General features: G+C 66.9%; 13 protein-coding genes and 2 pseudogenes. 4 read left to right on the top strand and 11 right to left on the bottom strand.

The window, feature by feature from the left end; translation table 11 throughout:
• The first annotated feature begins 502 nt into the window (after positions 1-502).
• Entirely contained in the window at positions 503-1,489 is a 987-nt protein-coding gene (locus AB0C16_RS38815; protein ID WP_357690932.1) for a hypothetical protein, read from the top strand.
• Positions 1,490-1,724: 235 nt separating this feature from the next.
• Positions 1,725-2,558, top strand: coding sequence for a hypothetical protein (locus AB0C16_RS38810; protein WP_357690930.1), 834 nt, complete (start codon positions 1,725-1,727; stop codon positions 2,556-2,558).
• Between the two features lie 366 nt (positions 2,559-2,924).
• Here the strand turns inward: AB0C16_RS38810 and AB0C16_RS38805 are convergent, their stop codons facing one another.
• Positions 2,925-3,065, bottom strand: coding sequence for a hypothetical protein (locus AB0C16_RS38805; RefSeq protein WP_357690928.1), 141 nt, complete (start codon positions 3,063-3,065; stop codon positions 2,925-2,927).
• Positions 3,066-3,286: 221 nt separating this feature from the next.
• Between AB0C16_RS38805 and AB0C16_RS38800 the strand changes: the two genes are divergently transcribed.
• Positions 3,287-5,047 (top strand): hypothetical protein, encoded by a 1,761-nt coding sequence (locus tag AB0C16_RS38800; protein ID WP_357690926.1) that lies wholly within the window; start codon positions 3,287-3,289, stop codon positions 5,045-5,047.
• A 209-nt stretch (positions 5,048-5,256) separates the two neighbouring features.
• On the opposite strand, the gene AB0C16_RS38795 is transcribed toward AB0C16_RS38800, so the two are convergent.
• The 7 genes and pseudogenes from AB0C16_RS38795 to istA all read right to left on the bottom strand — a co-directional run bounded on the left by AB0C16_RS38795 (position 5,257) and on the right by istA (position 10,656).
• Positions 5,257-6,324 carry an IS1634 family transposase gene (locus AB0C16_RS38795; RefSeq protein ID WP_357690924.1) on the bottom strand — a complete coding sequence of 356 codons (1,068 nt, stop codon included), beginning with the start codon at positions 6,322-6,324 and terminating at the stop codon, positions 5,257-5,259.
• A 77-nt stretch (positions 6,325-6,401) separates the two neighbouring features.
• Positions 6,402-7,488 (bottom strand): annotated as a pseudogene (locus tag AB0C16_RS38790) (IS630 family transposase).
• A gap of 35 nt (positions 7,489-7,523) precedes the next feature.
• Positions 7,524-7,685, bottom strand: coding sequence for a hypothetical protein (locus AB0C16_RS38785; RefSeq protein ID WP_357690923.1), 162 nt, complete (start codon positions 7,683-7,685; stop codon positions 7,524-7,526).
• A 204-nt stretch (positions 7,686-7,889) separates the two neighbouring features.
• Positions 7,890-8,708 carry an IS21-like element helper ATPase IstB gene (istB, locus tag AB0C16_RS38780; RefSeq protein ID WP_357690921.1) on the bottom strand — a complete coding sequence of 273 codons (819 nt, stop codon included), beginning with the start codon at positions 8,706-8,708 and terminating at the stop codon, positions 7,890-7,892.
• Positions 8,705-8,851: a hypothetical protein gene (locus AB0C16_RS38775; RefSeq protein ID WP_357690919.1), complete on the bottom strand. Its 147-nt coding sequence runs from the start codon at positions 8,849-8,851 to the stop codon at positions 8,705-8,707. The genes istB and AB0C16_RS38775 overlap by 4 nt, the downstream gene beginning before the upstream one ends.
• Positions 8,852-8,890: 39 nt before the next feature.
• A complete protein-coding gene (locus AB0C16_RS38770; protein ID WP_357690917.1) occupies positions 8,891-9,040 on the bottom strand; it encodes a hypothetical protein in 150 nt (49 codons plus the stop codon).
• Entirely contained in the window at positions 9,037-10,656 is a 1,620-nt protein-coding gene (istA, locus tag AB0C16_RS38765) for an IS21 family transposase (RefSeq protein WP_357690915.1), read from the bottom strand. The genes AB0C16_RS38770 and istA overlap by 4 nt, the downstream gene beginning before the upstream one ends.
• A gap of 146 nt (positions 10,657-10,802) precedes the next feature.
• On the opposite strand from istA, the gene AB0C16_RS38760 reads away from it, so the two are divergent.
• Positions 10,803-11,360 (top strand): hypothetical protein, encoded by a 558-nt coding sequence (locus tag AB0C16_RS38760; RefSeq protein ID WP_357690913.1) that lies wholly within the window; start codon positions 10,803-10,805, stop codon positions 11,358-11,360.
• 105 nt (positions 11,361-11,465) lie between these two features.
• On the opposite strand, the pseudogene AB0C16_RS38755 reads toward AB0C16_RS38760, so the two are convergent.
• The 3 genes and pseudogenes from AB0C16_RS38755 to AB0C16_RS38745 all read right to left on the bottom strand — a co-directional run.
• Positions 11,466-11,594, bottom strand: a pseudogene (locus tag AB0C16_RS38755) (IS5/IS1182 family transposase); the annotation flags it as partial.
• 95 nt (positions 11,595-11,689) lie between these two features.
• Entirely contained in the window at positions 11,690-12,781 is a 1,092-nt protein-coding gene (locus tag AB0C16_RS38750) for a hypothetical protein (RefSeq protein WP_357690911.1), read from the bottom strand.
• Between the two features lie 234 nt (positions 12,782-13,015).
• The gene (locus AB0C16_RS38745; RefSeq protein WP_357690909.1) at positions 13,016-13,654 is read right to left on the bottom strand and encodes a hypothetical protein; all 639 of its coding nucleotides are present in this window, start codon (positions 13,652-13,654) and stop codon (positions 13,016-13,018) included.
• Positions 13,655-13,935: the final 281 nt, after the last annotated feature.

Here is a 13,935-nt window from a genome sequence, read left to right as displayed (position 1 = left end):
TCATCGCGGCCCGTGGAACCGCCGCCCACCCGAGCGTCCCGGGCAGGCTGCCACGCCACCTATCCGCAGCGAACAGGACGACCAGGCAGAAATCTCCATCAGCCGAAATCGATCAAGAGGGACAGCCACCCCGTGAGTCATCGAGGCTAACGGCCCCTTGCGCAGCTGCTCCACCCGCGCCGAATCGAAGATCGTCCCGTTCGGCGTCTGGCTGAAATCCCTCAGAAAGGGATTACCGAGAGGCATTGCCTCATTATCCTCTGGCCACTTCATTACCTGCGAGCGTTCTTGAGCGGAAAATCACGCAAGCCATCTCGTGCCGGGGCGGAGCTGGTCACAGTGCTGAGCCAAGCATGCCAGGGAAACGTTCTCGTGTCCGCGGCCTGTTGCACTGCTGAGCGCCCTCCAGCGCGCGAGACGATTCGTGCTGGCGCCGGCCATCCTCGCGGCCGAGCGCACTGGGCGCCCAGAAACCGTCGGCCTTCACCGCTACCGTGTTCGCATGCCCGCACGGTCCAACGACTTCCAGGCGGTCGTCTACTTCGTTCGGTCACATGTCGATGCCGACGCCGTGGTCACCGAGTCAGCAATGCTGCCCGACCGTACAGGGGCGGGCTTACGTGAAGTCGACGTCCTCATCACCGGCCGTGCTCATGATGGCAGGCAGGTGCGGATCGGGGTCGAGTGCCGTGACCACATCCAGAAGCCGGACATTACCTGGGTCGAGCAGGTGGTCACCAAGCAGGCGGACCTGGAGCTGGATCAGATGGTAATGGTCTCTTCCAGTGGTTTCACCGCGGGCGCGGTCGCCAAAGCCCGTTACTACGGCATTGCGCTGGTGACGCCGGAAAGGCCGATCCCTGCGGACGGGCTTCTCGGCCGGCTGGGGCAGCCGCACCTGGAATTTCGCGACCTGATTCGAGAACGTCTGATCTCCGTCTCCGGCCAGGTCAGACGGAATGGGGACAGTCAGACCATCCCCTTGCCTGCGGGCGCTGCGGTCTTCGATGCCGAGGGCATCGCGCTGTGCAGCGTCGTCGAGTTGGTGGGGATTTTTCTGGATGGCGCGGACCTGCGGGAGGTGGTGGCTCAGGCTCCCGGCCAGTCCGTAGAGTTACGCATACGGGTGTCCGATTTCGTGCTTCGCCGTGACGAGGGCGGCGATCCAATCGAGGTGTTCATCGGCACCCAGGACGGGCAACTACTGCACTTGACCGACCTCGACGCCGTGCTCGGTGCACGGGTGGAGGCGCGGCCAGTGCTGCTGGCGGCGGCGGAGCTCCAAGGGACGGCCTACGCCGTCGGCGCGGGACACGTCGGCGACAACCGCGCCTTGGTGATTGTCTCCGACACCCCTGCTGGAGAGCGTATGTCGGTCCGGGTCACTGACGCTGATGGTCAGGTCAGCGACTGGATTGCTGATCGCTCGACCCAGACCTTGCGCCCGTACACCGCTCCAGCCGACCCAGAGGCGAGCGAAAGGACCTGATTCGCCTGCTAGCGGTCCCTTACTCAGCCCAGGTCGGCCAGGATGCATCGTTCCCCGAGGCCGATCTCGGCTCACCACCCAATCCCTCTAGACGATCAGCAGCGTGGCGGCTCGCCGCAGCGACGGGAGTTCGCGGCTGTGAAGGCTGTCCAGCAGGACATGATAGTGATTCACTGTCATCCGAACCTTGGTCGCGGGCTGTGCGTAGGACGAGGACGACGTCAGGGAGGGGCATATGACTCAGCAGCCACCGGAGTTCCCCTCTGCTTTGACCCGCGAGTTCAGCTTCGGCGACATGGGCAACGGCCTGTTCGGCTTGGACGCGCTATGCAATCTCACTACCGGCATGGATGAGTTCTTGGAGGACCCGCACGGGCGCTGGCGCCAGTACCGCTCCCTGGGCCCGGCCGTGCTGGGATGTGTTCCCTGGTTCGATGACGAGCAACTCCTGGGCCGGGTCGACCGGTTTGCATCATCCTGCATCCTGATAACCAAGCCAGACGCCAAAACTCAGCTCAAGGCCTCCTTTGATCAACTCAAGCAGAGAGCGGCCAGCGGGCCGGGCTTTCCGTCACGCGTGTTCTTCGAGCTCGATCACATGGCCTCTCGCTACGTCGGCGAGCCCGAGGCGGTGCACCCGTACTCGCCACAGGAGCACGTCGACTTGCAGACCTTCCGATCGCTCGGCTACCGGAAGGTGGGCAAAACGCCGGTACCGATCATTCACGCCAAAATGTTCCTGCTGGGGCACCTATGGTGGCACGACGAAGGGGCACTGGGAGAGGTGACCGACGTCATCGGCTTCACACCGAAACGCCTGTGGCTGGGCAGCGCCAACGCCACGAAGAGCTCGCGCAAGAGCCTGGAGTACGGCATCTGGCTCGACGACGCTCAGGTCCTACGCGAGGCGTGCAACTTTATGATCATGCTTTTGAAGTACTCCGAATCTCTCGATAGCCCTGACGACGTCTTCGAACCCGAGTTCCTTGAACGACCCTGGGACGACGACGCCTTCTACGAGTACATGCGCGAGTTCGGGTCATACCCCGACGAGCCAGAAGACGGTTGAGCCCGCCCACCGCCCAGACCCCTCGACGCGTCAAGGCCGTCCGCAGGACGCCACCTACAACGCGCTGCTGGCCGATGAGATGCTCGAGGAAGCGGTGATGGTGGCGGGCGTGGCCGGCTGCACCGCTCCTGAGCTCCAGGCTAAATGCCGCCACCAGCACCTGGCCAGCTCGGCCGCTATGTTCGCCTCGACGAGGAAACCTCTGCCGGGCACCTCTCTTGCACGCCGCTTCGCGAGCATCCCGCGCGCCCGCTCCCGCGTTATGATGTTGACTGAGTTCGGTTAGGGCGCAGGTCGCGCCATGCGGCAGTCTGAGGTGGCCGTCGGCCTGGGCGTCGGCGCCTATCCCGCAACACATTAGGGCCTTCACGAGAGGGCCGAATCCGTCTTGTCGGAGTGATCGTTCGTGGGCCGGTCGCCTCGGGTTGTGCGGCGGGCGGTCCAGGCGGTGGCCAGGTTGAGGACGGCCACGGCCAGAGGGACGAGGGCTGGAATCAGGTCTTTCACGGCTCCTCCTGAGGTTGATCGCTCCGGCGCGGTGTGCTGCCGGCTCACCTGAGTACAGGTCCCGGCACGGGGGTTCGGCCGTGCAGGCGGACCAACCCGGAGAAAACACCGCTGCGGCGAGCAGGTTCGGGCAGGCTGGACACCGTCGGCCGCGCGTGTCCGGCGGTGTCCGGTGGTGGCGACGGACGGTCTCGGCGCAGCGGCTGGAGGGAGGTTTGCCGGTGAGTGGTGAGCAGCCTGACCCTGGTCAGATCCACACCGTTGCGGAGTTCAAGGACGCGCTCGAACGACTGCGCGCCGGGCGCTCTTACGCCGCCCTCAACAAGGCCGCCCACGGGGAGCTGCCGCCATCGACCGTGTCGGACCTGCTCAACCCCCGAAAGGGACTCCCTCACGAGGAGACGCTGGAGGTGTTCTTACGCGCCTGCGCAGTGCCGCCTCAACAAGAGGGGGCCTGGTCGCAGGCCCGCACACGCGCTACCAGCGGACGTGACCCGCGTACCACCGGGTTGATCAGGGCGGCCCAGGCCGAGCCGCGCCGGCTGGGCGTGCATGCCGCGATCGATGTTCCCGGCACCGACGGCGAACTGCCCGCCTACGTGGAACGCGACACCGACACCGCCCCCCGGGGCGTGCGCGCGCTGATCGACAATGCCGCCGAAGGCGGGCGGGGCGGGCTGGTGGTGCTGGTCGGCGGTTCCTCGGTGGGCAAGACCCGGTGCGCCTTCGAGGCGATACGAGCGCTGATGCCGGACTGGTGGCTGCTACACCCCTCCGATACCTATCAGATCCGCGCGATCGCCGCCGATCCTCCCGCCCGCCTAGTGGTATGGCTCGACGAGCTACAGCGCCACCTGGGCGGCGCCGAGGGGTTGCACGCCGGCACGGTCCGGGCCCTGCTGGAGCGGGGGGCGGTGCTGGTGGCCACCTTGTGGCCCGACCGCTACCTCACCTACACCGCCAAACCACAGTTTGGCCAGCCGGACCCCCACGCGCAGGCACGCGAACTGCTCTCGCTCGCCGATGTCGCCGACATCGCCGAACGCTTCACCCCGGACGAGCGCGGCCGCGCCGAACAGATCGCCGAGAACGGGGATGCCCGGCTCGCCGTCGCCCTCCACTCCAACGACTACGGACTGACACAGACCATCGCCGCCGCCCCCCAGTTGATGCGCCGCTGGCGGCAGGCCGACCCCTACGCCGCGGCGGTCCTCACCGCCGCCGTCGACGCCACCCGCCTCGGCGTGGCCTCACCACTACCAGCGGCGCTGCTCCGCAACGCCGCACCCGGCTACTGCGATACCCGCCAACGCGCCAAAGCCCCCGCCAACTGGTTCGAAAGCGCACTGGCCTACCTGACCGAGGAACTCCACGGCGCGGCCAGCGCGCTCGCACCGATCGCCAGCCCGCACGAGGGCATGGGCCAGACCATCGGCTACCGCGTGGCCGACTACCTGCAACAGCACGCCCAGGCCGAACGCCGCCGCGCCAAGATCCCGGCCACCTGCTGGCAAGCCCTGACCGACCACCTCACCGACCCCAGCGACCAGACCCGAGCCGGCGACGCCGCCCACAACCGGCTGCTGTATCGCTACTCCTACAGCCTCTACCGCAACGCCGCCCAAACCGGAGACCTGGACGCCGCCTTCCGGTGGGCCAAGCTGCTGGCCGAGCGGGGGCAGGTCGAGGAACTGCACGCGCTCGCCAACGCCGGGAACCAGCACGCTGCCGCCCAGCTCGCCGAGCTGCTGGGCGGGCGGGGCGAGGTTGAGGAGGTGCGTGCGCTCGTCAACGCAGGTCACTCAGACGGCGCCTGGGTGTTGGCCCGGCTGCTGGCCGAGCGGGGGCAGGTCGAGGAACTGCGCGCACTCGTCGACGCCGGACATTCAGACGCCGCCGATTGGCTGGCCGCGGCGCTCATCAAGCGAGGCCAGGTGGAAGAGGCCGAGCGGCTGCGGCGCGATGGACTGGAGGCGGACTGAGCGAGGCGAGCCAGACCGGACCGCCAGTCATTCTGTATTCCTACGCCTCCTTATTCCTACGCCTCCTTCTCTGCCTGATGTCCTCAGGAGGCGAGGTGATGCCGGGTGGTCGAGGTGCCGGCTGTTCGGCGCCAAGCACGCGTTCACGTCCGGGCAGCCCGAAAGGGGCTCATCCCCCGGCCCTATGATGACGAGTCACGTCGATCATGTCACGATGCCGATTCTTCCGGGTGCTGGCCGGGCGGTGCGAGATTTCGGAGACACCCATGGTCGACAAGCTGGCCGAGCGTCGACGCAGCCTGACGGCGGACTGGGGCGCCGGCATCGATCCGCCCGCACGCCGAACGCGTCCCGGTCGCCGTCCGGCAAGCCCTGAACATCGACCTGTACGTCGACGACGACGCGGCCAGCGTGAAGACGTCGTCTTCGTCCTCGCGTACGTGCCAGACGCCGCGCCGCTCAGCGGGTTTGCCCGCGTCCCGGGCGGCGACGTGGTCCACCCGGGACGCGCCGTCGATCTTCTGGCCGGCCAGCGTCTCGGCGCTGACGAACACCTTGGAGGCCGGCGCGATGAAACCCATCCCGTCGGGGATCATCGCCGCCAGGTTGGCATAGGAGACCAGCTTGGAGTCATCGACCATCAGCATCCGCTGCGGGCCGGCCAGCTTCTGCAGGCCCTGCATGGCGCCGATGACCTGGGCCACCTCACCGGCCGCGCCGTCGCAGGCGCGGTGGAAGACCGGGATGCCGCCATCGGCGCTGACCGCGATCCCGGCCTGGATCTGCTTCAGATCCGGCCGCCGGTCCTTGGGGTGGCCGAACCGCGGCCGCGCGTACCGCGGATCGGCCTGCTCGTAGTCGCCGTGCAGCGAGATCGAGGTCATGTCCCAGTGCAGGCGGGTCACGTCCAGGCCGAACGCCTCGATCGCGGCCAGCCCGACCGACCCGGCCAGATGGTCCAGATGCGGCGCGATCGCGTCCAGCGCGCGGCCGATCCGGTCATCGTTGAGCAGGCCGGGCTCGACCCCGAACGCCTCACCCACCGCCCACCGCTCGGCCCAGTCCTGCACGTGCACTAGCGGCGCGGGCGAGGTCAGCCGGTTGGCCACCAGCACCTCGATCACCTGACCATGCGTCAACTCCGCGACATCCCGCACCGGGCAGGCCGCATCCACCAGCTCCCGGATCCGCAACCGCGAGCAGAACCCGGCCACCACCGGTAACGCCCCGAGCATCTTCTCGACACTGGCCTGGCCCCACTGCGCACGCTGTCTCACCAGCCACGTCATACCGCGACAACGATCACCCCAGCAACCCGGCGATCTTCACTTACCTCGACGTGCGGAAAACGGGGCTAGTGTCCCGGTCCAGAAATTCGTGCGCAGTAGCGGCCGATGGCTCCGATGATCTGGTCAGGCGTTCTTGGTCCAGGTGAACGGGCGGGCGTTTTCGTTCCAGTGCTCAAGCCATTCCCGCAGTGCGGTGGTCAGTTCGTCGAGGGAGCAGAACACGCCGCGATCGAGGCGGCGGCGCTGTAGTTCGGCGAACCATCGCTCGACCTGGTTGATCCACGAGGAGTAGGTGGGGGTGAAGTGCAGGTGGACCGTCGGATGTTCGAGGAGCCATTTGTGGACCACCGGGGCCTTGTGGGTGGACAGGTTGTCGCAGATCACATGAATCTGAAGGCCTGGTTCGATCTGGTGGAAGATTTCGTCCAGGAAGTCCCGGAAGTCCACCGCGCGATGCTGGGGTGATAACTTGCCGATCACCTTGCCGGTGGCCACGTTCAGCGCCGCGAACAGGTCGATGGTGCCGTGCCGGTGGTAGTCGTGGCTGCGCCGTTCGGGGGTGCCGGGCATCATCGGCAGCACCGGTGCCGACCGCTCGATCGCCTGAATGTGTGGTTTTTCGTCGACCGAGAAGACCACCGCGTGCTCGGGCGGGGATAAGTACAGGCCGACCACATCACGGATCTTGTCGATCAGCAGCGGATCAGTGGAGATCTTGAACTCCTCGACCAGATGCGGTTGCAGGCCGAACGCCTGCCAGATGCGCCGCACGCTGGAGGGCGAGATCCCCACCCGGGCGGCCAGTTCCCGTCTGGACCAGTGGGTGGCGCCTTCGGGCACCTCTTCCAGCGTGCGTACCACCACTTCCTCCACCTGGGCATCGGTGAGCGTGCGTGGAGCACCGGGCCGGGGCTCATCGCTGAGCCCGTCCAGCCGGCGATCGATGAACCGGTTGCGCCACTTGCCCACGGTGTCTCGCGTGATGCCCAGCCGCCGGGCCACGGCGGTGTTGTCCAGGCCATCGGCGCACAGCAAGATGATCCGTGACCGGTGGGCCAGCACCTGCGCGGTCTTACCGCGCGTGGCCCATCCCTGCAGAGTTCGCCGCTCGTCCGCGCTCAGCACGAGCGGACGTCGTGGTTTGCCCGCCATCCCTCCATTAGATGACGAAACTCAAAACCGGGACACTAGCCGTCCAGGACGCCCTTGAGGAACACCGCGTGACGCTGGCCACCACCTGGATCGACCGCTACGGGCACCGTCCGCACCGCGTCGAACTGCCCGCCGCACCCAGCCGCCCCCGCCAGGTGGTGCCCATCGACGGGCACCCCGGCCTGACGCTCGGCCAAGACGAGCAGGCCATGCTGGCCCTGTTCGACACCGGCTGGCTGAGACTGTGCCCCCGCTCGGCGGAAATCGTCAACGCATTGCTGGAGTGCCCACGCGCCACCACCGACCGCCTGGCCGAATTGGCCGCCGCGAATGTGGGCGATCACGTAATTCCCCTGGGGCCGTTGCAGGTAATTCCCCCAGGTCCTAGCCTTGATCCTTTTCTAGTGGGTGTCGGGTTTGTCTGTCGAGGCGACACGCCCTGGTCGTTTGTGCGGGCGGAAGCTGGGCCCGTTCATGAATACTTGATGGCTTGCGTTGATCAGTCGGTCCAGCAGCGACTCGGCAACAACCGGGTTCGGGAACAGGGGATACCAGTCCACCGGTGCCCGATTGGAGGTCAGCACCATTGATGCTCCGGTGCGTTCGCCGATCAGTTCGTAGAGGTCATCGGCCTGAGCGGGGATGAGCTCGCGCATGGCGAAGTCGTCCAGGACGAGGACGGCGGGGCGGGCCAGGTCGCGCAGCCGCTTGTTCCAGGTTCGGTCGGCGTGCCCGCCGGCCAGGTCAGCCAGGATGCGGCTGGTCTTGAAGAAGCGGACCTCGGCGCCGTGCCGGACCGCGAGGTGGCCGAGGGCCTGGGCGACGTGTGTCTTTCCCGTCCCGACGGGGCCGTAGAGGATCACGCACTCGCCGGCGTGCAGCCAGCGCAAGGCCATCAGGTCGCGGATCTGCGCGGCGGGCAGCTTCGGTGAGGCGGCGAAGTTGAACCCCTCGAAGGTGGCTTGACTGTTTTCGAAGCGGGCGCGGTGCAGCCGTTTGGCCAGGGCGTTGCTGTCGCGGCGGCTGATCTCGTCTTGGCAGAGGACTTGCAGGAAGTCCAGGTGGCCCAGGTCGCCGGCGTGGGCTTGGGCGAGCCGGGCGTCCAGGGTGTCGAGCATGCCGCCGAGTTTGAGCGCGCGCAGCACCGACTGCAGCGCGGTCAGGTCGACCAGACAGGCCGCCGGACGATCGAGGCCGCTGGTGGTGGGCTGGGTGGTCATGAGTAGGTGTCTCCGATCGCGGTGAAGATGTGCACGCGGTGCCCGGCCAGCTGGCCGTCAGCGATGATCCAGTTGGCCAGCGGGTCGGTGCCGCCGCGGCGGCGGGCGCGGGCGCCCAAGAGGTCTGCGAGGTGGGCGACCATCGCGGTGCGCTGGTCGCGATTGCCGCGTTCCTGGCCGATCTAGATACCGATCCGGTCGTCGTCGAAGGTGAGCGACAGGCCCGGCAGCGCGGCGCGAGCGAGCAGGTCGGCCGTCTGGCGCAGGGCGTCGATCTGCTCGGCCAGGTCGTCACAGGATGTCGTGGCCGTCGTCTGCGGTGTGGGTGTCATGAGGCGGCCTGCCGTTCTTCGTCGTCGCCCGATCCGCTTGTCCGGTCGGAGTCGGGGACAGCAAACAGCCGGGCCGGGCCGTGCAGGAACGCGCCCGCCCCGGCGTCTCCGGTCGCTGGTGGCGGCGGGTCGATCTCGGTCCCGGCGGCCAGGATGCCCTTGACGGTCTTGTAGGTGGGATCGCCAACGGCCAGCGCTTTGGCGCAGGCGGCCTCCAGCCGGGCGTCGTCGTGTTTGCCGCCCAAGCCGAGCACGCCCTGAGCGGCGCGCAGCCGGTAGAGGGCGTTCTCACCGAGCAGTTCATCGATCACGGCGGTGCAGGCCGGGCCGACCTCGGCCGCGCGGCGGCGGCACCAGGTCGGCGTCCGCTGGAAGAACGCGATCTTCCCGGGCGGGTAGTCGGCCTCGTCCCATTGCCGGCCCGACATCTTGAACAGGTGCGTCTTGACCAGGTCCCCGTGAGTGTCGAAGAACTGCACCAACCCTCCGGCGGCGCGGGCGTGCAGTTCCTTGCCGACGTATTTCCACGGGATGGAGTAGAGGGTCTTGCCTACCCGGACGTGGATGTCGGGATGGACGGTGACCGTACTCCATTCGGCGATCTCGAAGACGCCGGGCGGCAGGGGCCGCAACGCGCTCTGCTCGATCGCGGCGAAGATCTTGCCCGGTTGGGCGCCGGCCAGCGGGCGGCACGAGCGCCGCCCAGCCACCTCACCGCACCAAGCCTTCGCCGCGGCCTGCAGCTGCTCCAGGGTGAAACCCGAGAAGTCCCTCCCGCGCCAAAACGAGTCCCGAACATACGGGATCGGCCGCTCGACCTGCGCCTTATCCCGCGGCTTGCCCGCGCGGGCGGGGTCGATCAGCGTGCCGTAGAAGGCGGCCAGCTCCGCATAGGAGCGATTCAGCTTCGGATCGTAAAGATCGGGTTTGTCCACCCCGGTCTTGAGGTTGTCGGGCACCAGCCGGGCCGGGATCCCGCCGAAGAAGGCGAACGCCTCTACGTGGCAGCGGGTCCACTCGACCTGGTCCATCTTGGCGACGGGGCGGACGAACATGTGCCGCGAGCAGCACAACACCATGACGAACGCCTGCAGGGTCCGCTTCTTACCGGTGCGCGGATCAGTCCATGAACCCAGCCGTCCCCAGTCGATCTGCGCCTGCTCCCCGGGCACGTGCGGGTTCGGGTTGAGCACCACCACAGAAGAGGCTTTGACCTCCTCGGGCAGGTTGGCCTCCATATACCGGCGCATGCTGGCCACCGACACCGCCAGCCCACGCTCATCGCGCAGCCGCTGATGGATGGTGGCCACGCTCACCCCAGCCCGGACCTGGTCCTTGATGAAGTCGTGGTGGACCGCGATCGCCGGCCAAGTGACATGTCGCAACCGCCGATCGGCGGCCTCGGGGAACCAGGAGCGCACCTTGGCCGCCCACTCGCTCTCACTGATCGGTGGACCGCCGGGCGCCAAGCCGTCGGCGACGGCGTGCCGCAGGTACTTACGGACCGTCTTGCGGTCCACGCCCAGGCTGTCGGCGATCTCGTACTGGGACCGGCCCGCGTACCAGTGGACCAGGATCTCCGTGATGTCGATCACGTCGAACGTTCTCCTTGCCATCACGTCTCCTCGTCTTCCGACGAGAAGGATGATCATCTTCAGGTGATGGCCAGGTCCACGCTGACACGCACGTCATCCCCCAGGGGAATTACGTGACGCGGTAGGGGAATTACGTGATCGGAAATCCCTCACGCCAGGGGAATTTCGTGATCGTCGACACCGCGAAGGCCCCGGAACGCTGGTCCAGTGGCGGACAGTGGCTCGAATCCGACATCTGGGACGGCATCCGACCCCCCTGCCTCTTGCTGCCCAGCCCCGGCGAGGACCCTGAGCTGGACGAACACCCTACGGTGCAGGTATTGCGCGGTCGGCTGAACCGGACCCGCCGTGAGTGGGAGCTGTGGCGCAGCGGCTTCAGCACCCTGGTGGAGGCCTGTGACGACCCGCCCATCGACACCATGGCCGACCTGCTGGCCTTCTGGCAGGACATCGGTCTCCTCGTTGCTGACGGCAGCCAAGCAAGCTCACCCGTGTGGAAGCTACCGGCCTCGCCTCCCACCCCCTGGCGGGTCGTACACGCCCGAGGTAACTTCGTTCAGCCGCACCGGCTGGCCGCGGCGCTGGATTGGCTGCTCGACAGCGACACCCCTGAAGATCCTGAGTTCCTGCCGCGCGACATCTTCGCGCTCATTTGGGCCGCTAGCGGGGAGTGTTCCTCCGACGCGGCCCCTGTGGCCGGTGGTGCGGTTGACGTCGCCAGCTGACCGCGAGCGCGTGCATCCCGAGGCCGGCGTTGCCGTTTCCTGAACTCCACAGCGCCAGGCAGCGAGCCGTCCCAAGCATCTGCGGCGGCCTGCACCCGAGCCCTTTCATCCTGCGTATCGGCCGTCTTCGACGAACCGGCGGACGAAGATGGCCTGCACGAAAACGAGCACGGTCACGTGATGCGGGCAGCAGCGCAGCTGGGTCAGCACCTTCCATGCCTTCAAGGGAGCGACGTTCGTCCACTGACAGCAGTGGCGATCGTACTAATCAGTGGGTCAGTTGGCGGCGCATGGTGGCGGCGTTCTCGGGCCCACCGTTGACGTCCATGTCATCGGGGGTGCGTTGCCACGAATTGCCGGTAGGTTTCCAGCCGGGCGAGGGACAGCCCGGCCACGTCAGCTACTAAAGCGCCGTCAATGCCAGCGCTCAGCAGTTCGACGATCCAGGTGGCGCGTAGCCGCCGGGCAGATAGGGCGGGCAAGGCGCCGAGCGGGCGTTGGGTGGTCCCCGAACGGGTGGTGCGCGCCGTGGTACGGCGCGGGCGGTAAAGACGTCGGTTACCGGCACGGCCGGCGATGTCAGCCAGATACTCCTGCCAGGCCGCTCGGGCAACGATTATCCTCCCCAGGTGGATGGCGTCGAAGACGGCCATGCCATTGTCCAGTATGCGGATCTCATCACCGCGGATCTTCTGCAGTTCCTCCTGTCGTAGCCCGCCCCCATACGCGAGTGCCATGAGCGTGAGGCAGTCTTCGCGCACGCGATCACTCTGTTTCTCCGCCCACAGTCGCAGCCGGGACAACTGCCGGCGACTGTAGGGGGCGCTGGGACGGGGAAGGCCATTCACGGGATAAGCCCTCTGACCACCCCGAGTGCCGTGAGCGCAGTGTGTACGGTAGGTGCTGTGGGGGCCGTGGCCGGCCCACGCCAGAGTTGTGCGCATGTGCCGCAGCCAGGTCTGGTATTCCTGAGCCGCGTCCCGTGTGAGTGTGCTGCAGGAATCGCGGACGAACGCGCCGATCGTCTCCGCGCTGAACCACACCTCCGGATCGTTGCCCAGGCCGTGGCGATGGCACCACATCGCCAGATGGGCGGTACTCGTCAGCGCGCGAGCGACCTTGTCCCGCCGCAAGGGGCCCAGCGCCGCCACCAGCATCTGGACCTGCTGGGCTACGTGAGGCCACTCAAGCCGGGCCCTGCTCGGCTGGTAGTGAAGAATATGGGCCGAAGTGTCAGGATCGAGCGTGACGTCCCATCGGTATCGGCTCGACAGGTTTCCCTGTGGTGTAACGAAAACGTCGACGGACAGCTCGGCGGTGCGGTGGCCGCCTGCCCCGTGCGGAACCTTGCCGATGACGCTGATTCCGGAGCCGACGCGGACGACTTCAACCCGGCGCTGGTCAGGAAGTTCTTCGGGCATGGCCTTCCCTCCCGCCTGCCCCGTGACGGGAGGAATCCCGGCACGTGGCCAGCGAAATCCTGGCTCCACGCCCCGAGTGGTCGCATGCTGCATTACCCTCGGAATGCGAGAACCGTCGAGTGGCTAACTGGGCGCTCATCGCAACTGGTGCCGTCGAGCGCACACTCGGCGGCACCTCTGCGTTCATCAGCACGCAGAGGAGGTCGGGCCTCTGCACGATGGTGGCGTGTCATGTCACGGATCGGCAGGCGCGGCTCCCTCCCGGGCATGCCCATTGACGCGCTTGGCGATGCTGAACAAGCCTTCGTGCTCGGTCAGGTGTCCGGAATTCACCAGCCGCTTCAGCCGCGTCCGAGTGCTTTCGATGACCGAGCGCCGGTCAGGCTCACCCAGCGCCTGGACGACCTCGCGCGCCCGCATGGGCTGCTCCGCGCTGGCCATGATCTGCAGCGTCCGCTGGATGTTTTCGCTCAACGGACGAGTCACTGTGGTGAGATCGGGGTCGGTCTCCGCAGAGGGCGATGTCGGTGGGGTGACCGCCTCTACCGGGTCGGTGACCGGTGCCGGGTCGGTGACCGGCGCAGGGAGGGTGACCGGCTCTGCCGGGTCGGATTCCGGTGCGGGATCCGATGTCTGATCTGATGTCTGATCTGATGTCGGATCCGTCGTCTGCCCCGTCGGTCGACCCGTCTCGGCCTGCGACAGCCGACGGCTGCCCATGGAAGCCATCAATGCCTCCAGCACGGTCATGTTCTCGCCGATGCTCTCGATACGCGCCAGGGCATCCTCGGCCGCGGCAACCTGTGCACGCCGCAGCGTCAGCTCGTGCTCCATGGTCGTCTTGGCCGTGCTGAGGAATTCACGCCACGTCATCACTACCTCCCAGGCCGGGTGGAGTTGCGTGCACCGCTACCTATGGATGTGATCACCATACGTTGATGTCTGGCAACCCCAACAGTAGGGGCGTGACGCAATGGATGTGGCCGGTTTCGACAACTGAAACGGCCAACCTCAGCTATTCAGGCGGTATTTCCCGGTGAAGATCAATAAATAAAGAAGGTGCCTCCGACCTGCGATGATCGGATTGCTGAGATCACAACATCGCACAGAACGGACGCACCTTCCGGGTGAACGCTACGGCATGGGACCGCCGC

The sequence above is a fragment of the Nonomuraea sp. NPDC048916 genome (assembly GCF_040649575.1).
Classification (GTDB): Bacteria; Actinomycetota; Actinomycetes; order Streptosporangiales; family Streptosporangiaceae; genus Nonomuraea.
The sequence above is the reverse complement of the archived record's forward strand: the minus strand, read 5'-3'. Positions and strand labels throughout refer to the sequence as shown.

Excerpts from the sequence above, each read along its gene's own strand:
- AB0C16_RS38745 (WP_357690909.1), bottom strand. The coding sequence starts at position 13,654 with ATGACGTGGCGTGAATTCCTCAGCACGGCCAAGACGACCATGGAGCAC.
- AB0C16_RS38775 (WP_357690919.1), bottom strand. The coding sequence starts at position 8,851 with ATGGTCGCCCACCTCGCAGACCTCTTGGGCGCCCGCGCCCGCCGCCGC.
- AB0C16_RS38815 (WP_357690932.1), top strand. The coding sequence starts at position 503 with ATGCCCGCACGGTCCAACGACTTCCAGGCGGTCGTCTACTTCGTTCGG.
- AB0C16_RS38750 (WP_357690911.1), bottom strand. The coding sequence starts at position 12,781 with ATGCCCGAAGAACTTCCTGACCAGCGCCGGGTTGAAGTCGTCCGCGTC.
- AB0C16_RS38810 (WP_357690930.1), top strand. The coding sequence starts at position 1,725 with ATGACTCAGCAGCCACCGGAGTTCCCCTCTGCTTTGACCCGCGAGTTC.
- AB0C16_RS38770 (WP_357690917.1), bottom strand. The coding sequence starts at position 9,040 with ATGACACCCACACCGCAGACGACGGCCACGACATCCTGTGACGACCTG.
- istA (WP_357690915.1), bottom strand. The coding sequence starts at position 10,656 with ATGGCAAGGAGAACGTTCGACGTGATCGACATCACGGAGATCCTGGTC.
- istB (WP_357690921.1), bottom strand. The coding sequence starts at position 8,708 with ATGACCACCCAGCCCACCACCAGCGGCCTCGATCGTCCGGCGGCCTGT.